Below are 20,883 nucleotides of genomic sequence, written 5' to 3' on the forward strand. Positions count from 1 at the left end.
CAATGGGAAGATCTAGTGGATCTCGTCCACCAGGACGTCGAGCGCCCCCGCCTTGCCGCCCTCCTCCACCACGTACGTCAGATCCCGCAGCGCCACGGCCAGCTCCTCCGGCGAACCCGGCACCGCGCCCGCCTCCAGGAGGCTCCGCACGATCCGGCCCTTCGTCGCCTTGTTGAAGTGGCTGACCACCTTCCGGGTCGGCGCGTGCAGCACCCGCACCGTCGCCGTCCGCGCCGCCACCTCCCCCTTCGGCTTCCACGCCGACGCGTACGCCGACGAGCGCAGGTCCAGGACGAGCCCGTCCCCGGCCGCCTCCGGCAGCACGGACGCCATCGCGCCCCGCCAGTGCGCGCCCAGCGCGCCGAGCCCCGGCAGCTTGATCCCCATCGAGCAGCGGTACGACGGAATCCGGTCGGTCACCCTCACCGCGCCCCACAGCCCCGAGAACACGAGCAGGGACCGCCCCGCGCGCTTCCGGGCCGCCGCGTCCAGGGTCGCCAGACCCAGGGCGTCATACAGCACGCCTGTGTAGATCTCGCCCGCGGGACGCGCGCCCGCCGTCCGCAGCTCGACGTTCTTCGCGACCTCGCCGCGCAGCCCCTCGCTCAGCCCGAGGACCTCCCGCGCCTTCTCCTCGTCGGTGACGCACAGCTCGACCAGCTCGTCCAGGACCGCGGCCCGCGCCTCCGCGAGCCCCGGCAGGGACAGCGACTCCGGCTTGAGCGGCGCCCCGCGCCCCGAGGAGGCCTTGCCTTCGGAGGGCGGCAACAGCACGAGCACGGTGGTTCTCCTTCGTACGGACGGGGATGGGGGTGCGGCCCCGGCCGTCCAGCCTACGAGGTGCCGGGCCCTACCCCGAGCCATAGGCTCGACCCATGCCACGCCGCCACATCCACGTGACCGGCGCAGCCGAGGCTCCGCTGCGGGCCGCCCTGCGCGCACTCCGTACCGAGCTCGCGATCCCCGACGCCTTCCCGCCCGCCGTCCTCGCCGAGGCCGAGGCCGCCGCGAAGGCCCCGCGGCTCCCCGCGTACGACGCCACCGATCTGCCGTTCCTCACGATCGACCCGCCGACCTCCACCGACCTCGACCAGGCCATGCACCTGGCCCGGCGGTCCGACGGCGGCTACCGCGTCCACTACGCCATCGCCGACGTCGCCGCCTTCGTCGCACCCGGCTCCGCGCTCGACGCCGAGGCCCACCGGCGGGCCCTCACCCTCTACTTCCCCGACGGCAAGGTCCCCCTCCACCCCACCGCCCTCTCCGAAGGCGCCGCCAGCCTCCTCCCCGGCGAACCCCGCCCCGCGCTGCTCTGGCGCATCGACCTCGACGCCGAAGGGCGCAGGGTCGCCACCGACGTGCGCCGCGCCCTCGTCCGCAGCCGCGCCAAGCTCGACTACGCGGGCGTGCAGCGGCAGATCAACGCCGGCACGGCCGAGGAACCCCTCACCCTCCTCCGCGAGGTCGGACGGCTCCGCGAGGCCCTCGAAGGCGAACGCGGCGGGATCTCCCTCAGCGTCCCCGAGCAGGAGATCGTCGAGACCGACCACACGTACTCCCTCGCCTACCGGGCGCCGCTCCCCGTCGACGGCTGGAACGCCCAGATCTCCCTGCTCACCGGCATGGCCGCCGCCGACCTCATGACCGCCGCCGGCACCGGCATCCTCCGCACCCTGCCCACGGCCCCCGACGGCGCGGTCGCCCGGCTGCGCCGCTCCGCGCGGGCGCTGGGCGTCGACTGGCCGCACCACGTCTCGTACGCGGACGTCGTCCGGTCCGCCGACCCCACGAACCCGCGCCACGCCGCCTTCCTCCAGGAGTGCACCACCCTCCTGCGCGGCGCCGGGTACACCGTCTTCACCGACGGCCACATCCCCACCCCGGCCGTGCACGCCGCCGTCGCCGACGAGTACACGCACTGCACGGCCCCGCTGCGCAGGCTCGTCGACCGGTACGCGGGCGAGCTGTGCCTGGCGGCGGTCGCGGGGAACGAACCGCCCGAGTGGGTACGCGCCGCGCTGCCCACGCTCCCCGACGAGATGGCGGCGGGCACGCGCCGCGCCAACACCGTCGAGCGCGAGAGCGTCGACATCGTCGAGGCGGCGCTCCTGAAGGAACGGGTCGGCGAGGTCTTCGACGCGTACGTGATCGACGTGAAGGAGCGCGAACCGGCCGTCGGCACCGTCCACCTGGAGGACCCGGCGGTCGTCGCCCGGATCGAGGGCGGCACCTCCCACCTGCCGCTGGGGGAGTGGCTGCGGGTCAGGCTCGCGGCGGCGGACCCGGGGTCGGCGAAGGTGCTGTTCGCGCCCGCGTGAGGGCGTCGGCCAGGGTCTTCGGGTCGTCGGCGTGGACCCGCACGATCCGTACGGGCCGGGGCGCGCCGAGCAGCCGGGGCGCGTCGACCGGCTCGGTCAGCTCGATCGTCACGGAGGTCTGCGATCCGACGGCGAGATTCAGCTCGCCGTCGGTCTTCTCGTGCGAGAACAGCGACTCGCGGCGGACGGAGGCGATCAGGCCGAGCGGTACGGGTACGTCGACGTGGGCCGCCTGCCGCAGCCGCAGGACGTCGCCGGTCAGGACGTGCGGCCGGGTCGCGGAAGCCGCGTGCAGGCCCAGCACGAACAGCACGGTGTAGACGTCGAGGACGAGGACGACCGCGTGGACGACGGGCCAGTCGGCGAGCAGGTACGACATGCCGACGGTCTCGACGAGGCAGACGAAGGCGAAGCCGTACATCAGCGCGGCCTGGTCGCGGGCGTGCGGGAAGACGCCGTCCGCGCCGTCGACGCCGTGCGGCCGGCGCGCGACCCACCGCACCAGGCTCGTCATCAGCCGCAGCTCGTGCCCGACGAGCCGCAGCACGGCCTCGGGCACGAGCTCGGCGACGGCCTCCCGGGCGGAGAGCCCGCGCCGCCGCAGCCGGAGGAAGACGAGCCCGGCGACCGTCAGGAGGGTCACGGTCACCACCTCGGTGACGGCGAGGACGGCGCCGGGTATCCGTACCCCGGCGACGAGACAGACGGCGAGGACGACCTCTGCGGGCAGCGCGGTGTACGCGACGAGCCGCAGGATGCGGACGATCCCTGCACGCTCACGTGTGTCGCCGGTCATCGGTCACCCTCCTGTGGGTCCTGTCGCTCCTGGACGAGCCGCAGCGCGAGGCGGACGGCGGCGGACTGGGCGGGCGCGAGGTCGCCGAAGAACACGTCCGCGAGCCCGCCCGCCCCCTCGCCGGGCAGCTCCACGCCCGCCTCGTCCGGCAGACAGGCGGCGAGCACCCGGGCGGCCTCGGCCACCCGCGGGTCGTCGGGCTCCGCCCCGGCGAGGGCGTCGAGGCGTGCGTACACCTCGTGCGCGTACGCGGTGGCCCCCTGCAGCAGACCGACCAGCTTGGCCCGCTCCTCCTCCGGCACGACGGTGTCGAGCAGGGCGAGGATCTCGCGGTCCTTCGCCGCCATGGGCGAGTCGGCTACCGGGCCGAGCCCGGCAAGCAGCTCGCCGAACTCCGCCGACACGGGCCCCTCGGCCGGCAGCAGCCCGTCCCGCGCCCGGTCGAGCAGCGCGGCGAGCCGCTCCCGCCGCTCCCGGATGACCGCCTCCTGCCGGGCGAGGTCCTCCTCCAGCTCCCGGAGCACCTCCACGAGCCCGCGCCCCTCGTCGTCCGCGAGCACCCCGCGCACCTCGTCGAGGCCGAGCCCCAGCTCGGTCAGCCGCCGGATCCGGGCGAGCAGCACGGCGTCCCGGATCCCGTACTCCCGGTACCCGTTGGCCCGCCGCGCGGGCTCGGGCAGCAGCCCCGACTGGTGGTAGTGCCGCACGGCCCGCGGGGTGACCCCGACGAGCGCGGCGATCTCGCCGATACGCATGCGATCAGTAGAAACCCTGACGCTGCGACAAGGTCAAGCGGGCTCCGTCGCGGCGGGTAGCATGGTCGGCACGGCAGACGAGCCGGGCGGGCGGCCGCGTGGAGATCCTCGGATCTTCCCGAGGAACGTCCGGGCTCCACAGAGCAGGGTGGTGGCTAACGGCCACCCGGGGTGACCCGCGGGACAGTGCCACAGAAAACAGACCGCCGGGGGCTTCGGCCCTCGGTAAGGGTGAAACGGTGGTGTAAGAGACCACCAGCGCCTGAGGTGACTCAGGCGGCTAGGTAAACCCCACCCGGAGCAAGGTCAAGAGGGGACACTCCGGTGTCCCTGCGCGGATGTTCGAGGGCTGCTCGCCCGAGTCCGCGGGTAGACCGCAGGAGGCCGGCGGCAACGCCGGTCCTAGATGGATGGCCGTCGCCCCGACGACCGCGAGGTCCCGGGGCACAGAACCCGGCGTACAGCCCGACTCGTCTGTCGGCCCGCGTGGGGAGGGCCCCTGATCAGGTTGATGACTGGTCAGGGGCCCTTCTCGTGTACCGGCCACCGGCGACCGATCCCCGGCGCGAGGCGGCGTCAGCGGCGGCAGAGGGCCGTGTCCACGACGGTTTCGACGCGCCTCGTGCCCGAGATGTCGGCCGGGATGCTCGTCACCGCGATGTTCGCGGCGTAGCCGTCGTCGGTCGCTCCGCCGCGGGTCTCGTATCCCACGATGTCGCCACCGTGGCCCCAGTAGACGCCGCCGCACGACAGCTTCCTGCTCATGAGGCCCAGGCCGTAGTGGGCGCCGGTGTCGCCGACCGGGACGGTGGTGCGCATCTGGGCGAGCTGGGCGGCCGGGAGGAGGCCGCCGTCGAGGAGCGCGGTGAAGAAGCGGTTGAGGTCGGAGTTGGTGGAGATCATCTGGCCCGCCGCCCAGCCTGCCGACGGGTCGATCTCGGTGTACTCGCGCAGCGGCTCGCCCGCCGGCATCACGCGGTAGCCCTTCGGGTGAGGTTCCCTGATGGTCCTGTCGCCGGGGGCGGGGAAGTAGGTGTGGCGCAGCCCGATGTGCTGGACGACGCGCCGGTCGATCTCCTCGGCGAGGGGGCGGCCGGTGACCTTCTGGACGATGAGGCCGGCCAGGACGTAGTTCGTGTTGCTGTAGCTCCACTTCGTCCCGGGCGCGAACTCGGCCTTGTACTTGAGGGCGATGTCGACGAGGTCGCGAGGCTCGAAGTACCGGTGCGCAATCTCGTCGTCGCTGATGTGCGCCCCGTACTCGGGAAGCCCGCTGGTGTGCTGCAGGAGCTGACGGACGGTGATGCGGCGGCCGTCGTTGCCCTTCCCGCGTACGAGGCCCGGGAGGTAGGTGTCGACGGAGGCGTCGAGGGCGATCTTCCCCTCGCCGACCAGTTGCAGCACGACGACCGCGACGAACGTCTTGGTGTTGCTGCCCATCCGCACCTGGCCGTCCCTCGGCACCTTCGCACCGGTGGCCAGGTCGCCGACGCCCGCGGTGTACGTGCGGGTGCGGCCGTCAGGGCCCTGGACGGTCGCCAGCGCGGCGGGTCGGCCGTCGCGCACCAGTCCGTTCAGGCCCTGCTGGACGGTGTCCGGCCGGGCGGCGGATGCCGTGGGCGGAGCCAGGGCGCCCGTGGTCATGACGGCGACGGCCACCGCGGCCGCGGCCGCCAGCACTCCGCGGCGCCGCGTCGTGGAGGTACGGGGCCCGTGCCAGGTCTGCTCACGCATGAGTCAACTCCAGGGGAATCGTGGGGTGCTGTCGGATGAGCCGCCCGTCGACCGGGCAGGGCACGATCATGGATTCCTGGGCTCCGGCGCGCATCGCGGGAAAGCGGGAGAACGTGCTCCCCCGATCGGGGGAGGCCGCGCGTGTGCCGCCCGTACATACTGGCCGATCATGATCAAGGGACTTCGGCCGCTGCTGCGCCGCTCCACGTACTCGGGTGCGCTGTTCGCCTACGGCGCCGTCCTGGCGAGCCTTCCCCTGCTGTCCTTCGCGCTGCTGCCGGCGCTGGCGTGGCGCTCCGCTCCCGAGGGCGTGCAGATTGTCGTGGTCCTGCTCGGCTGGGCGGCACTGATCGGCCTGGTCGGTCTCGCGCGCACCACGCGGCGGGTGCTGGTCGTGTCCGCGCGCAGGCTGCTGAGGGTGTCGTTGCCCGAGCCTGTCGCCGTACGTACGCCCACGAGCCGGCCCGGCGACGGGCCGGCCGCCGCCGTGCCGTCCCGCGTCGACCGCTGGCGGACTCCTCTCTGGCTGCTGCTGCACGTGGCGCTCGGATGGACGGGAGCACTGGCGAGCGGCGTGCTGCTCTTCGCGGGCCTGACCCTTCCGGGGGGTTGGCTCGACGCCGAGGTGGGGCTGAGCCTGTTCGGCCGGACGGTACGGGTGGAGGGCGGCTGGCAGAGCTGGGCGGTCGCGCTCGGCTGCCTGCTGCTCGCGGCGAGCGTGTGCGTGGTGGTGACGAAGGCCCTGCGCTGGTCGGCGCCCCGGCTGCTCGGGCCGTCCTCGGCCGAGCGGCTCGCGCTGGCGGCCGAGAGGGAACTGCGGCTGGCCGAACGGAACCGACTGGCCCACGAACTGCACGACTCGATCGGGCACACGCTCACGACGACCACGATCCAGGCGGCGGTGGCGGGCGAGGTGCTCTCCGCCGACCCGGTGGCGGCGCGGGCCGCCCTGCGCAGCATCGAGGAGTCGTCCCGGGCCGCGCTGGAGGACCTGGACTACGTGCTCGGCGTCCTGCGCGAACGAGAGGCCGAGACGGCGCCGACCCGCACCCTGGCCGATCTGCCCGAGCTGCTCGACCGGTTGCGGCACACGGGCGCGGTGGTGGAGCTGGAGCTGTCGGGGGACCCGGCGCAGGTGCGGGGGACGCTCTCCCGCGCGGCCTACCGGATCCTGCAGGAGGGGCTGACGAACGCGATGCGGCACGGAGCGGGCGGTCCGATCGAGGTCCGCGTGGCGGCCGCGCCGGACCGGCTGGAGCTCGGTGTGGTCAACCGGACCGGGGACGGGCCGCGTACGAGCACGGGGCCGGGCGCCTTCCCCACGTCCGGGCACGGCCTGCCCGGCCTCGCCGAGCGCGTGCGACTTCTGCACGGCGAGATCGACGCGGGCCAGGACGGGCCGCGGCACTGGCGGTTGGCCGTCCGGCTCCCCGTACGGTTGACGCCATGACCGGCACCGGCAGCACACCCGTCACCCTCCTGATCGCGGACGACGACGAGGTCACCCGCAGCGGTCTGCGCACCTTGCTCGCGGCACAGCCGGGGCTCGCGGTGGTCGGCGAGGCCGCCGACGGCGTCGAGGCGGTCGAACAGGCACGGCGGCTGCGCCCGGACGTGGTCCTGATGGACGTACGGATGCCGCGCCGCAACGGGATCGAGGCCACCCGGCACCTCCTCGCCGGGTCGGCCGAACCGCCGAAGGTCGTGGTGATCACCACCTTCGAGAACGACGACCACGTCACCGCCGCGCTCAGCGCGGGCGCCAGCGGGTTCGTGCTGAAGCGGCTTCCGGTCCGGCAGATCGCGGAGGCGGTGCGGGTGGTGGCGGCGGGGGAGGCGATCCTCTTCCCGACGACCCTGCGCCGGATGGTCGCACCCCGACCGCTGCACTCCGCCGAGGCCCTGCCGAGGGCGGCGCTGACGGGGCGGGAGGAGGAGGTGCTGCGGCTGATGGCCACCGGCCTGTCCAACCCGGAGATCGCGGAGTCGCTCACGGTGAGCCTGGAGACGGTGAAGACGCACGTCGGGAACGTGCTGACCAAGCTCGGCGCACAGAACCGGACCCACGCGGTGGTGATCGCGTACGAATCCGGCCTGGTGGTACCGGGGTTCGCCGGCTGAGCCCCGGAACGTCGTCGGGAACCGCACCGGAACCGCCCCTCTGATTCCCCACCCCGGGGGACCGGAGGGGCGGCTCTCGCGCACTCCGGGGGCGGGGCCGCTTCGTGTGGTTCCCCCATGAGGGACCCGCCTCCGGACCACGCCCCGGCACGCTTCAGAAGGTCTCCAGTGGTGCGCTATCGCCCGGGGTGACCTTTCTTCACGGCAGCAGTCGACGTTGTGAAGAAGGAGAGGGTTCCCACGATGGCCTCCATCGACGTACCGCCCACAGGGTCCGAGGTGACACACGGCCATCCGGGACGGACCGCGGCCGTCGCCGCGGTCGCCGTGTTCATGGTGTCCCTGGACAACCTGGTCGTCACCACCGCGCTTCCCGAGCTCCGGGACAGCCTGCACGCGAGCCTCAGCGCCCTGGAGTGGACGGTCAACTCCTTCACCCTGGTCTTCGCCGTGCTCCTGCTGTCCGCCGCCGTCGTCGCCGACCGGTTCGGGCGCAAGCGGCTCTTCACCCTCGGCATCGCCGTCTTCACCGCCGGCTCCGTGATGTCCGCGCTCGCCCCCGGCATGGGGCTGCTCATCGCCGGGCGCGGAGTGCAGGGCATCGGCGCCGCGATCGTCCTGCCCCTCACGCTGACCCTCCTGTCGGCCGCGTACCCGCCGGAGAAGCGCGGAGCCGCGCTCGGCATCTGGGGCGCGGTCGGCGGACTCGCGGTCGCGCTCGGGCCCGTCGTCGGCGGTGTCGTCATCAACTACCTGTCCTGGCAGTGGATCTTCTGGATCAACGTGCCGATCGGCATCGCCCTGCTCGCCCTCGCGCCCGGCTGGCTCGCCGAGAGCCACGGCGAGCGCAAGCCGCTCGACCTGGCCGGCACCGTCCTCGCCAGCGTCGGCATGCTCGGCCTCGTCTTCGGCCTCGTCGAGGGCAACGCCGCCGGCTGGACCAGCCTCCGGGTCCTCGGGAGCTTCGCCGTCGGTGTTCTCGCTCTTGTCGCCTTCCTGGTGTGGGAGAGCCGTACCCCGTACCCGATGATGCCGCTCGCCCTCTTCCGCAACCGCGGCTTCAACGCCATCAACGGCGTCTCGCTCCTCATGTACTTCGGCATGTTCGGGTCGATCTTCCTGGTCACCCAGTACGTGCAGACCGTCCAGGGCGCCTCGCCGCTCGGCGCCGGCGTCCGGCTGCTCGCCTGGACCGGCATGACGCTCATCGCCGCGCCCATCGGCGGCATCCTCTCCGACAAGATCGGCGGCAAGCCCATCGTCATCGCCGGCATGGTGCTCCAGGCCGCGGGCCTCGCGCTCATCGCCGCCACCGTGACGGAGACCTCCGGGTTCCTGACGCTGCTTCCCGCCTTCGTCCTCAACGGCCTCGGCATGGGGCTGTACTTCGGGCCCGCCGCCAACCTGGCGCTCGGCGCGGTACGCCGTGAGGAGGAAGGCATCGCCTCCGGCGTCAACAACACCATCCGGGAGCTCGGCGGCGTCTTCGGAGTGGCCGTCCTCGCCGCGGTCTTCGCCTCCCACGGCGGCTACACCGACCCGCACACCTTCGTCGACGGCATGGTCACCGCCCTCTGGATCGGCGCGGCCGCCGTCGCCTGCGCGGCCGTCTGGTCGCTCCGGCTCGACGGGCGGAAGGAGAACGCGACCTCCGGCGGTCAGGGCGTGAGCGAGGTCAAGGCCTCCGGACTGCCGGTGGAGCGTCCCGTCGAGGAGCCGGTGGGCGCGCGGGGCTGACCGACCGCCCCCGTACACAGCCCGAGCATCCCTGTGGAGGGACCCAGTTGAGGTACGAACGCGACGTCTTCATCGCCGGGGTCGGCAGCAGCGTCCCGGCAACCCGCCGGGTGCGCGACGCCGTCGCCGAAGGGCGGATCGACGAGCGCACCGCCCGGCAGATGCGGATGGACAGCGTCGCGGTGTCCGCGTCCGAGCCCGGACCGGTGCTCGCCGTCACGGCCGGCCGCCGGGCCATGGCCCACGCCGGGCTCGGCCCCGCGGACATCGACCTGCTGCTGCACGCCACCGTGCACTACCAGGGCCACGACCTGTGGCCGCCCGCCTCGTACATCCAGCGCGAGGTGCCGTGCGGCGAGGGCCCCGCCCTGGAGGTGCGGCAGATGTCCAACGGGGGCATGGCCGCGCTCGACCTGGCCGCCGGATACCTGCTCGGCGGCGACACCCGGTCGGCGGCGCTGCTCACGGCCGGAGACCGGTTCTGCGAACCCGCCTTCGACCGGTGGCGCTCCGACCCGGGCACCCTGTACGGCGACGCCGGGGCCGCCCTCGTCCTCTCCCGGCGCACCGGGTTCGCCCGGCTGCTGAGCCTCGCCACCGTCGCCGACTCCGACCTGGAGGGCATGCACCGGGGCGACGACCCGTTCGGCGCGGCGCCGTTCGGCCGGCACCCCGTCGTCGACATGGAACGCCACAAGCGGGCCTACGTCGGCGGGGCGGGCATGTCGTTCACCGTCGCCCGCGTCGCCGCCGGACAGCGCGCCGCCCTCAAGCGGGCGCTCGCCGAGGCCGACGTGACCCTGGACCGGATCGACCGCTTCGTCCTGCCGAACCTGGGGTGGCGCCGCCTGGACGCCGCCTTCTTCCAGCCCTTCGGCATCCCCGAGGAGCGCACCGTCTTCGACTGGGGCCGCACGGTCGGCCACCTGGGCGCCGCCGACCAGTTCGCGGCCCTCGCGCACCTCGCCGCCACGGGCGCCCTCCGGCCCGGCGAGCACGTCCTGCTCGCCGGCGTCGGGGCCGGCTTCACGTGGTCCTGCGCCGTCGTCCGGGTCATCGAGACCCCGCCGGTGCCGCCGGCCGCCGACCCCGGGGGATCCGCCGCCCCGCCGGCTCCGCCGGCCGCCCCCGCCCCGTTCGTATCCGCCCCTGTGGAAGGACACCAGAAGTGACCCGAGTCGTACGCGTCGTACGAGGAGCCGCCGAGGCGCTCCGCAGCCGCGCGGGGGTGCGCCCGTGACCCGCAGAGTCGTCATCACCGGCATCGGGGCCGTCGCCCCGGGCGGCGTGGGCGTCAAGGCCTACTGGGAGCTGCTGACCGCCGGCCGCTCCGCCACCCGCACCATCACCCACTTCGACGCCTCGCCGTTCCGCTCCCGGCTCGCCGCCGAGGTCGACTTCGACCCGCGCGCCGCCGGGCTCGGCCCCCAGGAGATCCGCCGCCTCGACCGGGCCGCCCAGTTCGCCGTCGTCAGCGCACGGGAGGCGCTCGCCGACAGCGGCCTCGACCTCTCCGCCCACGACCCCGGCCGGATCGGCTCCACCCTCGGCAACGCCGTCGGCTGCACCACCAGCCTGGAGCGGGAGTACGTCGTCGTCAGCGACGGCGGACGCAAGTGGGAGGTCGACCACGAGTACGCGGTCGCCGACCTCTACCGCCACTTCGTGCCCAGCTCCATGGTCGCCGAACTCGCCTGGCAGGCCGGCGCCGAAGGCCCCTCCGCCGTCGTCTCCACCGGCTGCACCTCCGGCCTCGACGCCCTCGGCCACGCCGCCGAACTCATCCGCGAGGGCAGCGCCGACGTGATGATCGCCGGAGCGACGGAGGCCCCGATCTCCCCGATCACCTCCGCCTGCTTCGACGCCATCCACGCCACCACCCCGCGCAACGACGAACCGAACGCCGCCTCCCGGCCCTTCGACCTCACGCGGAACGGTCTCGTCCTCGGCGAGGGCGCCGCCGTCCTCGTCCTGGAGGAACTGGAGAGCGCCCGGCGTAGGAACGCCCACATCTACGCCGAGATCGCGGGCTACGCCTCGCGCTGCAACGCGTACCACATGACCGGACTCAAGCCCGACGGAAGGGAGATGGCCGAGGCCATCGACCGCGCCCTCGGCGAGGCCCGGATCTCCCCGGACGCCGTCGACTACGTCAACGCGCACGGCTCCAGCACCAAGATGAACGACCGCCACGAGACCGCCGCCTTCAAGCGGAGCCTCGGCGCCCACGCCTACGACGTACCCGTCAGCTCCATCAAGTCGATGATCGGGCACTCCCTCGGCGCCATCGGCGCCCTGGAGATCGCGGCCTGCGCGCTCGCCATCGAGCACGACGTGGTGCCGCCCACCGCCAACCTCCACACCCCCGACCCCGACTGCGACCTGGACTACGTGCCGCTGACCGCGCGCGACCACCGCACCGACGTCGTCCTGAGCGTCGGCAGCGGCTTCGGCGGCTTCCAGACCGCGATGGTCCTCGCGAACCCCGACAGGAGGAACCCGTGACCGCGGTAGTGACCGGCATCGGCGTCACCGCGCCCAACGGCCTGGGCGCCGAGGCCTACTGGAAGGCCGCGCTCGACGGGCAGGGCGGTCTCGGACCCCTCACCCGCTTCGACGCCACGCAGTACCCGACGCGGATCGCCGGCGAGGTCGACGGCTTCGACGCCGCCGAGCACCTGCCCAGCAGGCTCATCCCGCAGACCGACCACATGACGCGGCTCGCCCTGAAGGCCGCCGACGAGGCGCTCGCCGACGCGGCCGTCGACACCGCCGCGCTCGACGAGTACGGCATGGGCGTCATCACCGGCGCCTCCGGCGGCGGCGTCGAGTTCGGCCACCGCGAGCTCCAGAACCTGTGGAGCAAGGGCAAGGAGTACGTCTCCGCCTATCAGTCCTTCGCCTGGTTCTACGCCGTCAACACCGGCCAGATATCCATCCGGCACGGGCTCCGCGGCCCCAGCGGCGTCCTGGTGACGGACCAGGCGAGCGGCATCGACGCGCTCGGCCACGCCCGGCGGCAGCTGCGGCGCGGCACCGGGCTCGTCGTCTCCGGCGGCGTCGACGGGGCGCTCTGCCCGTGGGGCTGGGTCGCCCAGATCGCCACCGGCGAGCTGAGCCGCGTCGACGACCCCGAGCGCGCCTACCTGCCGTTCTCCGCCGAGGCGTCGGGCTACGTGCCCGGCGAGGGCGGGGCGCTCCTCGTCGTCGAGGACGCCGAAGCGGCCCGCGCCCGCGGCGCCCACCAGGTGTACGGGGAGATCGCCGGGTACGCGGCCACCCTCGACCCGAAGCCCGGCTCCGGCCGGCCGCCCGGCCTGGAGCGGGCGATCCGCGCGGCTCTCGCGGAGGCCGGGGCCGACCCCGCCGACGTGGACGTCGTCTTCGCCGACGCGTCCGGCGTACCCGACCGGGACCGGGCCGAGGCCGAGGCGCTCGCCGCGGTCTTCGGGGAGCGCGGGGTGCCCGTCACCGCGCCGAAGGCCGGCACCGGCCGGCTCTTCGCCGGCGGCGGCTCCCTCGACACGGCGACCGCGCTGCTCGCCCTGCGCGACGGCGTCATCCCGCCGACCCCGTACGTCGACTCCGCCGACCCCTCGTACGGCCTCGACCTGGTCACCGGCACCGCCCGCGAGGCCCGCCTGCGCACGGCCCTGGTCGTCGCCCGCGGCCACGGCGGCTTCAACAGCGCCGTCCTCCTGCGCGGGAGCGAACGATGAACGGGGCGGCGCCCACCCCCGTCATCCTCATGCTGCCGGGGCAGGGCTCCCAGTACCCCGGGATGGCCCACGGGCTCTACGGCACCGAAGCGGTCTTCACCCGGGTCGTCGACGAGGTCCTCGGGCTTCTCGGGGCCGAGGGGCGCCGGGTGCGGGACGACTGGCTCGCCGAGCGGCCCCTCGTCGACATCGACGACGTCCGCCGCGCCCAGCCCCTGCTCTTCGCCCTCGACGTCGCCTACGGCACGCTCCTCGCCTCCTGGGGCGTCCGGCCCGTCGCGCTCGTCGGGCACAGCGCCGGCGAGTACGCGGCCGCCGTCCTCGCCGGGATCATGAACCTGCCCGACGCGGTGACCGCCCTCGACGCCCGCGTGCGGGCGCTCGCCGCCGCCCCGCCCGGCGGGATGGTCGCGGTGTCCGCCAGTCCGGCGCTGCTCACCCCCTGGCTCACCTCGCAGGTCGTCGTCGGCGCGGTCAACGCCCCCACCCAGGTGATGATCGCCGGCCCCGAGCCCCACCTGTCCGCCGTCACCGACGCCCTGGACGCCGGATCGCTGACCTGGATGCGGGCCAAGGCCACCACCGGCTTCCACAGCCCCTCCGTCGAGGCGGCCTGCGCGAGCACCCGCCCCGCGTACGAGCGGATCGCCTACAAGGCGCCGCGGACCGTCGTCGTCTCCGGATACACCACGCGCCCGCTGGCCGAACCGCAGCTGAGCGACCCGGGGTTCTGGGCGATGCAACCCGCCAGGACCGTCCTCTTCGGCCCGGCGCTCAACCACCTCCTCGACGGGGCCGGACCCGTCGGCGGCGGCCCCTTCCTCCTGGTCGAGGCGGGACCCGGGCAGGGGCTCTCCATGCTCGCCCGCCGCCACACCGCCGTCACCCGGAACGGATCGGCCGTCGTTCCCCTCTCCCCGGTGCGGGCCGGCGCGCCGCTCGACGTCAAGCAACTGGCCACCGTGGCCCGGAAGCTGCGGGAGCACGGGCATCGGCTCGGGCACCGCGCCCCTGCGGACCTCGTCGGCCCCACCGACTCCGCCGACCCCACCACCCCTTCCCCTTCCACGCGACAGCGAGAGGACCAGAGATGGACAGCAACAGCGGGCGCCGCGTAGCCCTCATCACCGGCGGCACCAGCGGGATCGGTCTCGCCTGCGCCGAACTCCTCGCCGAGCAGGGGCACGCGGTCTTCGTCTGCTCCCGCAACGAGGACGACGTCCGCGCCGTCGTCGACAAGCTGCGGAGCGCCGGCCACGAGGCCGACGGCGTCCGCGCCGACGTCACCTCCAAGCAGGACGCCAAGGACGTGGTCCGGGCCGCCGTCGACCGCCTCGGACCCCTGCACGTCCTCGTCAACAACGCGGGCCGGGGCGGCGGCGGCATCACCGCCGAACTCTCCGACGAGCTGTGGGAGGACGTCATCGAGACCAATCTCAACGCCGTCTTCCGTCTGACCCGCGAGGCGCTCACCACCGGCGGCATGCTGGAGCGCAAGGCCGGCCGGATCATCAGCATCGCCTCCACGGGCGGCAAGCAGGGCGTCGTCCTCGCCGCCCCGTACTCCGCCTCCAAACACGGCGTCGTCGGCTTCTCCAAGGCCCTCGGCCTGGAGCTCGCCCAGGCCCGCGCCGGCATCACCGTCAACGCGGTCTGCCCCGGCTACGTCGAGACGCCCATGGCGGGCCGGGTGCGCCAGGGGTACGCCGACCACTGGGGCACCACCGAGGAGCAGGTCCTGGAGCGCTTCCAGGCGAAGATCCCGCTCGGCCGCTACTCCACCCCGGAAGAGGTCGCGGGTCTCGTCGGCTACCTCGCCTCCGACACCGCCGCGTCGATCACCGCGCAGGCCCTCAACGTCTGTGGCGGCCTCGGCAACTACTGACCCGCCCGCCCGCCCGCCCGCCACGGCCGGACACGGCCGTGCGCGCCCGCCACGGCCGGCGTCGGACGTCCACCGTCGCCCGCAGCCTCCCCCCGGCGCCGCCCCTCCGGCGGTGGCGCCGGCCCCCCCCCGCCACCGGAAGGAAGACCGCCTTGACCACCACCGCCCCCACCATCCACGTCACCCGGCACGAGACCGTCGTCGCAGCCCCGCCCGAGGAGGTCTTCGCCCTGGTCGCGGACGTGACCCGGTGGCCCCAGGTGTTCGGGCCCACCGTGTACGCCGAGGTGACCCAGGACGACGGCACCGAACAGGCCCTGCGCATCTGGGCCTTCGCCAACGGCGAGGTCCGCTCCTGGGCCTCCCGGCGCACCCTGGACCGCACCGCGCGCACGGTCGTCTTCCGTCAGGTCGTCTCCTCCGCGCCGGTGGCCGCGATGGGCGGCGAATGGCGCGTGGAGGCCGACACGGCCGGCGGCTGCCGGGTGGTCCTGCTCCACGACTACGCCGTCGTGGACGACGACCCCGAGGCCGCCGAGTGGGTGGCCAGGGCCGTCGAGACCAACAGCGTGAAGGAGCTGGCCGCCCTGCGGGACACCGCCGAGCAGGCCGCCGCCGGCGCCGAGGGGGACGAGCTGACGTTCACCTTCAGCGACAGCGAGCGGATCCAGGGCTCCGCCCGAGACGTGTACGCGTTCCTCGACCGGGCCGACCAGTGGCCCGAGCGACTGCCGCACGTCGCCGCCACCCGCTTCACCGAGGAGGACGGCGGCATCCAGGTCCTCGACATGGACACCCGCAGCCCCGACGGCTCCCTCCACCACACCCGTTCCGTCCGCGTGAGCTTCCCCGAGCGGGGCCTGCTCGTCTACAAGCAGCTGAAGGTGCCGCCGGTCATGGCCGGCCACACCGGCCGCTGGACCGTCGTCCAGCACGGGGACGAGGTCACCGCCACCTCCTGGCACACCGTGACCCTGGACCCGGCCGGCGTACGGCAGGCCCTCGGCGAGGCCGCGACGCTCACCGAGGCCAGGTCCCTGGTGCGCCACGCCCTCGGGACGAACAGCTCCACCACGCTTCGGCACGCCAAGGCGTACGCCGAGGCCGCCCGGGCGTGACCCCATGCGCCCGGGGCGGGGCCGGGGTCCGGCCGGGGATTCGGCTGAGGCATCGGGCAGGGTGCAGGTCGGGGTCCCGGTCGTCCCGGCCCTCCCGGTCGGGGCGCGGATCGACGCCGTCGAGGCCGCGCTCGGCGATCCGCGCGATCCCGCCAACCCCGTCGGCTGGGCCGCGGTGCTCGCCGCCGACGAGGAGCGCGTCCTGCCCCCGGCGGGCGTCGCGCTCTACGACCGGCTCGGCCTGAACGCCGAGTTCGTGCCGGCCTCCCTCGGAGGCCGGCTGCGCGGCACCGACGAGCTCGGGCCCGTCCTGCGCGCCCTGTTCCGCCGCGACGCCGCACTGGGCGTCGGCAGCGCGCTCACCTCCTTCATGGCCGCCACCGCGGTCTGGGCCTTCGGCGACGACACCCAGCGGGCGAGGACCGCCGAGGTCCTGCTCGACGGGGGCCGCGCCACCATCGCGTACCACCGGTTCGCCCACGGCAACGACTTCGTCAGCGACGAACTGCACGCCCGGCACGCCCCGGACGGCTTTCTGCTCGACGGCCGCAAGCGCGCCGTCCACAACGCGCAGGACGCCCGCCTGGTCGTCGCCTTCGCCCGCACCGGCGAGGGCGATGACGGCGGTGGTGGCGGGCATTCGCTCTTCCTGCTCGACGCGGCCGACCTCACCGGCTCGCGCGTCCGCCGCGGCGAGACCCGCCGGGCCGCCGGCATGCGCGGACTGCGCGTCGGCAGCCTGGAGTTCACCGAGCGCCCGCTGCCCCGCAGCGCGCTGCTCGGCAGCTGGGGCGGCGGCGTGCGCCACAGCCTCTCCGTCTTCCCGCTCATCCACGCGGCCGTCCCCTCCATGGTCATCGGGGTCTCCGACACCGCCCTGCGCACCGCCGCCCTGTACGCCGTGGAGCAGCGGCCCTTCAGCCGCCCGCTGCCCCAGGTGTCGTACGCGCGGACCGCCGTCGCGGGCGCCTTCGCCGACCTCCTGCTCGCCGACGCCCTCGCCCGCACGGCGGCCCGGGCCCTGCACCTGCTGCCGGGCGGCTCCCCGGTCCTGGCCGCCGCCGCCAAGTACCTGGTCCCGGCGGGGGTCGAGGAGAACCTCAACGCCCTCTCCGTGATCCTGGGCGGCGCCTTCCACGCCCGGGACGGCGCCTACGCCATCCTCCAGAAGCACGTACGGGACTTCCCCACGGTCACTTTCGGCCATGTGGGCAACGTCGTCTGCCAGACCGTCATGGCCCAGCACCTGGGCTGGATCGGCAGCGGCCGCTGGACCGGCGAGGCGCCGCCGCCCGCCGCGCTCTTCCGCCCGGGCCCCGTGCTGCCGCTGGACCCCGCCGTGTTCACCGCCGCCGACGGCCGCGACGGGCTCTGCGCCCTGCTCGCCGAGGCGCCGGGCGAACGGCGGCTCGCGGGCGGCGATCCCGTGCTCCGGACCCTGCGGGCCCAGCTCGGGCTGCTCGCCGCCGAGACCGTCCGCCTCCAGGAGGCCTGCGACGGTCTCGGGAGGTTCGGGTCCGGCCCCTACCCGTCCCGGGTGTTCCCGCTCACCGACCGGTACGCCCTGCTGCTCGCCGCCGCCGCCGGCTTCGGCGTCTGGCGGGAGAGCCCCCGGGACGCCAGTGCCGCCGATCCCGGCTGGCTCGCCGTGGCCCTGCACCGGATCCTGCGCCGACTCGGCCGGGCCGCCCCACCGCTCCCGCCCGGGGTCGAGGCCGGCCTCTGCGAGGAGGTCCTGCGCCGGGCCGCCGAGGCCCGCAGTTACGACCTCGACGACCGGGTGCTCGCGGGATGAGCCCGCCGAGCGACGGGGGGCCGATACCTACACCCCGGCCCGTACCCGTACCCCGGCCCGTACCCGTACCCCGGCCCGTACCCGTACCCCGGCACGTGCCCGGGCCCCGCGGGCCGTGGGGGCCGGTCGCCTGGGACCTGGCGCGGTGCGGAACCGCCGTCGTGTGGTCCCGGGTGGCGCCCTGGCACCCCTCCCTGACCGCCCCCGCGCGGCTGCGGGCGCTGCTCGGCGACGACCGGGCGCGGTACGAGGCCCGGCAGGGGGCCGACGCGGCGCGGTTCGCGGCCGGACGGTTGCTGCTCAAGTACGCGGCCGCGCGGGCGCTGCGGGTGGAGCCGGACGGCCTCGAACTGGCCTACGGACTCACCGGCCGCCCCCTCGTACGCGGCAGGCCCCGGGTCGCGTTGAGCCTCAGCCACACCGGGGACCTGCTGTGCGTCGCGGTCACCGTCCTCGGCTGCGTCGGCGTCGACGTGGAGAGCGCGGGCCGGCGGCTGTACGGCACGGGCCTGGAGCCCCGGATGTGCGCACCCGCCGAACGCGACGCGCTCGCCCGGCTGCCGGAGGCGGAGCGCGACGCCCGGCTGCTGCGGCTCTGGGTGCTCAAGGAGGCGTACACCAAGGCCCTGGCCCAGGGGCGGTTGCTCCCCTTCACGTCGTTCGGGTTCGTCCCGGAGGAGGGTGGGGGCGGGGGAGAGGCCGTGCTGCTCCGGGACGACGGCACCCCGGTCACCGACCCCGCTTGGCGGTTCACGACGCTGCCGCTGGACGGCACCCACCTCGTGGGTCTCGCGGTGCGCGACACCAGGCGGGACGGGCATGCGGAGTGTTCAGATCCGCTCGATCGGTTGTCGAGGAAGTCGGCCGAGAATCCTCTTGTAAGTGACTCGACAGAGCTTGTAGGGAAGGGACTTCCATCATGGCCCGGCTGACGCTTGACACCCTGTTGCAGATCCTCCGTGAGTCCGCGGGCGAGGAGGAGGGCGTGGACCTGGGGGGCGACATCCTCGACACCCCCTTCGTGGAGCTCGGTTACGACTCGCTGGCCCTGCTCCAGGCGACCGGCCGGATCGAGCGCGACCTCGGGGTCGCCCTGCCCGACGACGTCGTGGCGGAGGCGGAGACGCCGGCCCTCCTCCTCGCCCTGGTCAACGGCGCGGAGGCCGTGCCCGTCGCCGCCTGAACGGGCGAGCCAGGCAGAGGGGCGGGGCCCGACCACCGGAAGGTGGCCGGGCCCCGCCCCTTTTCGCCGTGCGTGCCGCCCGCGGACATGACCGTGCCCCGGTCACGGGGGATGAGACCGGGGCACGGAGTCGGTGTGGGTGGTGCCGGTGGTGCGGTGGTGCGGTCAGAGCGTGGACGTCGGCGGCAGGTCGTCGCGGTCGACGTGCCGGGCGAGGATGCGCAGCGCGCCGTCCTCACGGTTCAGCACGTCGGTCACGAGGGTGCTGGCCAGCAGCGCCGGACCGCCCTCGCGGGGCGTCGAGACCACGAGGACGTACGAGCGGGTGAGGACGGTGCCGTCCTCGCGCGGCTCGACGGTCAGCTGGGTCAGCATGTGCCGGTGCTGCGTCCCCTCCGCCGTACGGGCCGCGAACATCGCGGTGACCGCGGGCAGGATGACGGCGCGCGAGACCACCGGCTCGGGGCGGGCGTTGGAGCTGAAGGAGCCGTTCACGGCGAAGCCCTCGGCCCAGGCGACCGCGTCGCCCCCGTCCCCGGCCTGGAAGTGCCGGGCGTAGAACTCCTCGACCTCGTGGCGGAGTTCGGTCTGCGCTCCGGCGGCGGGGGCGTCGGACGTGACGGTCGGCATGGTGTTCCCTCCGGTGATGGGACGGTCGGCGGCCGCGGTCGGCCCGTGCCGCCGTCACCAAGGTCGCCGGGGCTCCTCGAAGAGGACTCGGCCGGTTCTGAAGGGGCTCGGAGGGGAGTTCCGAGGGGGCCCTGAGGGGCGGCGGGGTTTCACACATCCTCCAGGGGCGTACGAGGCCCGCCGCCGACGATGGCGTCCGTCCGAGCCCGACTGCCAAGGAGCACGCCCATGCCTCTGATCGATCTGTCCTCGCCGGTGGACGGCGAGTTCTGGGAGCCGGACACCGTGACCCACACGATCATGTCCGCCGAGGAAGGCGCCCGGCACATGGCCGAGGGCATGAAGCGGGTCTTCGGCGTCGACTTCGACACCTCCGTGCTGCCCGACGGCGAGTTCCTCACCAACGACTTCCTGACCCTCACCGCACACACCGGCACCCATGTGGACGCCCCCGCCCACTACGGGTCGCGCGGCACCTACGGAGTGCCCCGCACCATCGACCAGATGCCGCTCGACTGGTTCCACCGCCCGGCCTTCGTCCTCGACCTGCGGGCCGCGGGCACCGGCACCGTCGACGCCGACCGGCTGCGCAAGGCGGTGGCCGAGACCGGGTACGAGCCGCAGCCGCTGGACATCGTGCTGCTCGACACCGGCGCCGCCGCCCGCGTCGGCACCCAGAGCTACTTCACCGACTTCACCGGGCTCGACGGCTCGGCCGTGCGGTACCTGCTCGACCTGGGCATCCGGGTGATCGGCACCGACGCCTTCAGTCTGGACGCCCCCTTCGGGCACATCATCAAGACGTTCCAGGAGACCGGCGACCGCGACGTGCTGTGGCCCGCGCACTTCGCCGGCCGGGAGATCGAGTACTGCCAGATCGAGCGGCTCGCCGGACTGGAGGCCCTGCCGCGCCCGTACGGCTTCACCGTCACCTGCTTCCCCGTCAAGATCGCCCGGGCCGGGGCGGGCTGGACCCGGGCGGTGGCCCACGTCCCGGAGTGAGCGGCGGCGCCGCGGGACGAGGAGCGGGGCGGAACCCCTCCCGCACGGGGACCCCCCCCGCCACGACCCCCCACCATGCCTCGCCGGCTT

Annotated in this window: 19 protein-coding genes and 1 other RNA gene; 15 read left to right on the forward strand and 5 right to left on the reverse strand. The window is 74.3% G+C overall.

The genetic code is table 11. The features are described from left to right. Positions 1–12: 12 nt before the first annotated feature. Complete coding sequence (gene yaaA / locus ACIBG6_RS12875) at positions 13–780, reverse strand: peroxide stress protein YaaA (protein ID WP_399222615.1); 768 nt, start codon at positions 778–780, stop codon at positions 13–15. 95 nt (positions 781–875) lie between these two features. Between yaaA and ACIBG6_RS12880 the strand changes: the two genes are divergently transcribed. Then, a complete protein-coding gene (locus tag ACIBG6_RS12880; RefSeq protein WP_399222616.1) occupies positions 876–2,318 on the forward strand; it encodes an RNB domain-containing ribonuclease in 1,443 nt (480 codons plus the stop codon). Here ACIBG6_RS12880 and ACIBG6_RS12885 read toward each other — a convergent pair. Together ACIBG6_RS12885 and ACIBG6_RS12890 are read right to left on the reverse strand one after the other, a co-directional pair. Further along, positions 2,263–3,114 carry a hypothetical protein gene (locus ACIBG6_RS12885; RefSeq protein WP_399222618.1) on the reverse strand — a complete coding sequence of 284 codons (852 nt, stop codon included), beginning with the start codon at positions 3,112–3,114 and terminating at the stop codon, positions 2,263–2,265. The genes ACIBG6_RS12880 and ACIBG6_RS12885 overlap by 56 nt on opposite strands. After that, positions 3,111–3,869, reverse strand: coding sequence for a MerR family transcriptional regulator (locus ACIBG6_RS12890; protein ID WP_399222619.1), 759 nt, complete (start codon positions 3,867–3,869; stop codon positions 3,111–3,113). The genes ACIBG6_RS12885 and ACIBG6_RS12890 overlap by 4 nt, the downstream gene beginning before the upstream one ends. 78 nt (positions 3,870–3,947) lie before the next feature. Between ACIBG6_RS12890 and rnpB the strand changes: the two genes are divergently transcribed. Continuing rightward, an RNA gene (gene rnpB, locus ACIBG6_RS12895) (RNase P RNA component class A) lies at positions 3,948–4,346 on the forward strand. A gap of 99 nt (positions 4,347–4,445) precedes the next feature. Here the strand turns inward: rnpB and ACIBG6_RS12900 are convergent. Further along, complete coding sequence (locus ACIBG6_RS12900; protein ID WP_399222620.1) at positions 4,446–5,603, reverse strand: serine hydrolase domain-containing protein; 1,158 nt, start codon at positions 5,601–5,603, stop codon at positions 4,446–4,448. Positions 5,604–5,772: 169 nt separating this feature from the next. Here ACIBG6_RS12900 and ACIBG6_RS12905 point away from each other — a divergent pair, with 169 nt between their 5' ends. The 12 genes from ACIBG6_RS12905 to ACIBG6_RS12960 all read left to right on the forward strand — a co-directional run bounded on the left by ACIBG6_RS12905 (position 5,773) and on the right by ACIBG6_RS12960 (position 19,161). Continuing rightward, on the forward strand, positions 5,773–7,053 hold the full coding sequence (locus tag ACIBG6_RS12905; protein ID WP_399222621.1) for a histidine kinase: 1,281 nt from the start codon (positions 5,773–5,775) through the stop codon (positions 7,051–7,053). Beyond that, complete coding sequence (locus ACIBG6_RS12910) at positions 7,050–7,724, forward strand: response regulator (RefSeq protein WP_399222622.1); 675 nt, start codon at positions 7,050–7,052, stop codon at positions 7,722–7,724. Before ACIBG6_RS12905 ends, ACIBG6_RS12910 begins: the two co-directional genes overlap by 4 nt. A gap of 243 nt (positions 7,725–7,967) precedes the next feature. Then, entirely contained in the window at positions 7,968–9,461 is a 1,494-nt protein-coding gene (locus tag ACIBG6_RS12915; protein WP_399222624.1) for an MFS transporter, read from the forward strand. Between the two features lie 47 nt (positions 9,462–9,508). Further along, positions 9,509–10,633, forward strand: coding sequence for a ketoacyl-ACP synthase III family protein (locus tag ACIBG6_RS12920; RefSeq protein WP_399222625.1), 1,125 nt, complete (start codon positions 9,509–9,511; stop codon positions 10,631–10,633). 64 nt (positions 10,634–10,697) lie between these two features. Beyond that, positions 10,698–11,966: a beta-ketoacyl-[acyl-carrier-protein] synthase family protein gene (locus tag ACIBG6_RS12925; RefSeq protein ID WP_399222626.1), complete on the forward strand. Its 1,269-nt coding sequence runs from the start codon at positions 10,698–10,700 to the stop codon at positions 11,964–11,966. Next, the gene (locus tag ACIBG6_RS12930) at positions 11,963–13,180 is read left to right on the forward strand and encodes a ketosynthase chain-length factor (protein ID WP_399222628.1); all 1,218 of its coding nucleotides are present in this window, start codon (positions 11,963–11,965) and stop codon (positions 13,178–13,180) included. The genes ACIBG6_RS12925 and ACIBG6_RS12930 overlap by 4 nt, the downstream gene beginning before the upstream one ends. After that, positions 13,177–14,298 carry an acyltransferase domain-containing protein gene (locus ACIBG6_RS12935; protein WP_399222629.1) on the forward strand — a complete coding sequence of 374 codons (1,122 nt, stop codon included), beginning with the start codon at positions 13,177–13,179 and terminating at the stop codon, positions 14,296–14,298. The genes ACIBG6_RS12930 and ACIBG6_RS12935 overlap by 4 nt, the downstream gene beginning before the upstream one ends. Beyond that, the gene (locus tag ACIBG6_RS12940) at positions 14,271–15,065 is read left to right on the forward strand and encodes an SDR family NAD(P)-dependent oxidoreductase (protein ID WP_399222630.1); all 795 of its coding nucleotides are present in this window, start codon (positions 14,271–14,273) and stop codon (positions 15,063–15,065) included. The genes ACIBG6_RS12935 and ACIBG6_RS12940 overlap by 28 nt, the downstream gene beginning before the upstream one ends. A 152-nt stretch (positions 15,066–15,217) precedes the next feature. Then, positions 15,218–16,183 carry an aromatase/cyclase gene (locus ACIBG6_RS12945; protein ID WP_399222631.1) on the forward strand — a complete coding sequence of 322 codons (966 nt, stop codon included), beginning with the start codon at positions 15,218–15,220 and terminating at the stop codon, positions 16,181–16,183. 61 nt (positions 16,184–16,244) lie between these two features. Next, entirely contained in the window at positions 16,245–17,978 is a 1,734-nt protein-coding gene (locus tag ACIBG6_RS12950; protein WP_399222632.1) for an acyl-CoA dehydrogenase family protein, read from the forward strand. Positions 17,979–18,139: 161 nt separating this feature from the next. Then, positions 18,140–18,910: a 4'-phosphopantetheinyl transferase family protein gene (locus ACIBG6_RS12955; protein WP_399222633.1), complete on the forward strand. Its 771-nt coding sequence runs from the start codon at positions 18,140–18,142 to the stop codon at positions 18,908–18,910. Continuing rightward, entirely contained in the window at positions 18,898–19,161 is a 264-nt protein-coding gene (locus tag ACIBG6_RS12960) for an acyl carrier protein (RefSeq protein ID WP_384147617.1), read from the forward strand. The genes ACIBG6_RS12955 and ACIBG6_RS12960 overlap by 13 nt, the downstream gene beginning before the upstream one ends. A gap of 165 nt (positions 19,162–19,326) precedes the next feature. On the opposite strand, the gene ACIBG6_RS12965 is transcribed toward ACIBG6_RS12960, so the two are convergent. Beyond that, a complete protein-coding gene (locus ACIBG6_RS12965) occupies positions 19,327–19,791 on the reverse strand; it encodes a nuclear transport factor 2 family protein (RefSeq protein ID WP_399222634.1) in 465 nt (154 codons plus the stop codon). 228 nt (positions 19,792–20,019) lie between these two features. Between ACIBG6_RS12965 and ACIBG6_RS12970 the strand changes: the two genes are divergently transcribed. After that, positions 20,020–20,793, forward strand: a complete 774-nt coding sequence (locus ACIBG6_RS12970; protein WP_399222635.1) for a cyclase family protein — start codon at positions 20,020–20,022, stop codon at positions 20,791–20,793. The last annotated feature ends 90 nt before the right edge of the window (positions 20,794–20,883 follow it).

Source organism: Streptomyces sp. NPDC050842 (assembly GCF_044456565.1).
Classification (GTDB): domain Bacteria; phylum Actinomycetota; class Actinomycetes; order Streptomycetales; family Streptomycetaceae; genus Streptomyces.

What these genes read in the sequence shown, in the direction of transcription:
- ACIBG6_RS12880 (WP_399222616.1), top strand. Translation starts at nt 876, where the DNA reads ATGCCACGCCGCCACATCCACGTGACCGGCGCAGCCGAGGCTCCGCTG.
- ACIBG6_RS12885 (WP_399222618.1), bottom strand. Translation starts at nt 3,114, where the DNA reads ATGACCGGCGACACACGTGAGCGTGCAGGGATCGTCCGCATCCTGCGG.
- ACIBG6_RS12890 (WP_399222619.1), bottom strand. Translation starts at nt 3,869, where the DNA reads ATGCGTATCGGCGAGATCGCCGCGCTCGTCGGGGTCACCCCGCGGGCC.
- ACIBG6_RS12900 (WP_399222620.1), bottom strand. Translation starts at nt 5,603, where the DNA reads ATGCGTGAGCAGACCTGGCACGGGCCCCGTACCTCCACGACGCGGCGC.
- ACIBG6_RS12905 (WP_399222621.1), top strand. Translation starts at nt 5,773, where the DNA reads ATGATCAAGGGACTTCGGCCGCTGCTGCGCCGCTCCACGTACTCGGGT.
- ACIBG6_RS12910 (WP_399222622.1), top strand. Translation starts at nt 7,050, where the DNA reads ATGACCGGCACCGGCAGCACACCCGTCACCCTCCTGATCGCGGACGAC.
- ACIBG6_RS12915 (WP_399222624.1), top strand. Translation starts at nt 7,968, where the DNA reads ATGGCCTCCATCGACGTACCGCCCACAGGGTCCGAGGTGACACACGGC.
- ACIBG6_RS12935 (WP_399222629.1), top strand. Translation starts at nt 13,177, where the DNA reads ATGAACGGGGCGGCGCCCACCCCCGTCATCCTCATGCTGCCGGGGCAG.
- ACIBG6_RS12940 (WP_399222630.1), top strand. Translation starts at nt 14,271, where the DNA reads ATGGACAGCAACAGCGGGCGCCGCGTAGCCCTCATCACCGGCGGCACC.
- ACIBG6_RS12960 (WP_384147617.1), top strand. Translation starts at nt 18,898, where the DNA reads ATGGCCCGGCTGACGCTTGACACCCTGTTGCAGATCCTCCGTGAGTCC.
- ACIBG6_RS12965 (WP_399222634.1), bottom strand. Translation starts at nt 19,791, where the DNA reads ATGCCGACCGTCACGTCCGACGCCCCCGCCGCCGGAGCGCAGACCGAA.
- ACIBG6_RS12970 (WP_399222635.1), top strand. Translation starts at nt 20,020, where the DNA reads ATGCCTCTGATCGATCTGTCCTCGCCGGTGGACGGCGAGTTCTGGGAG.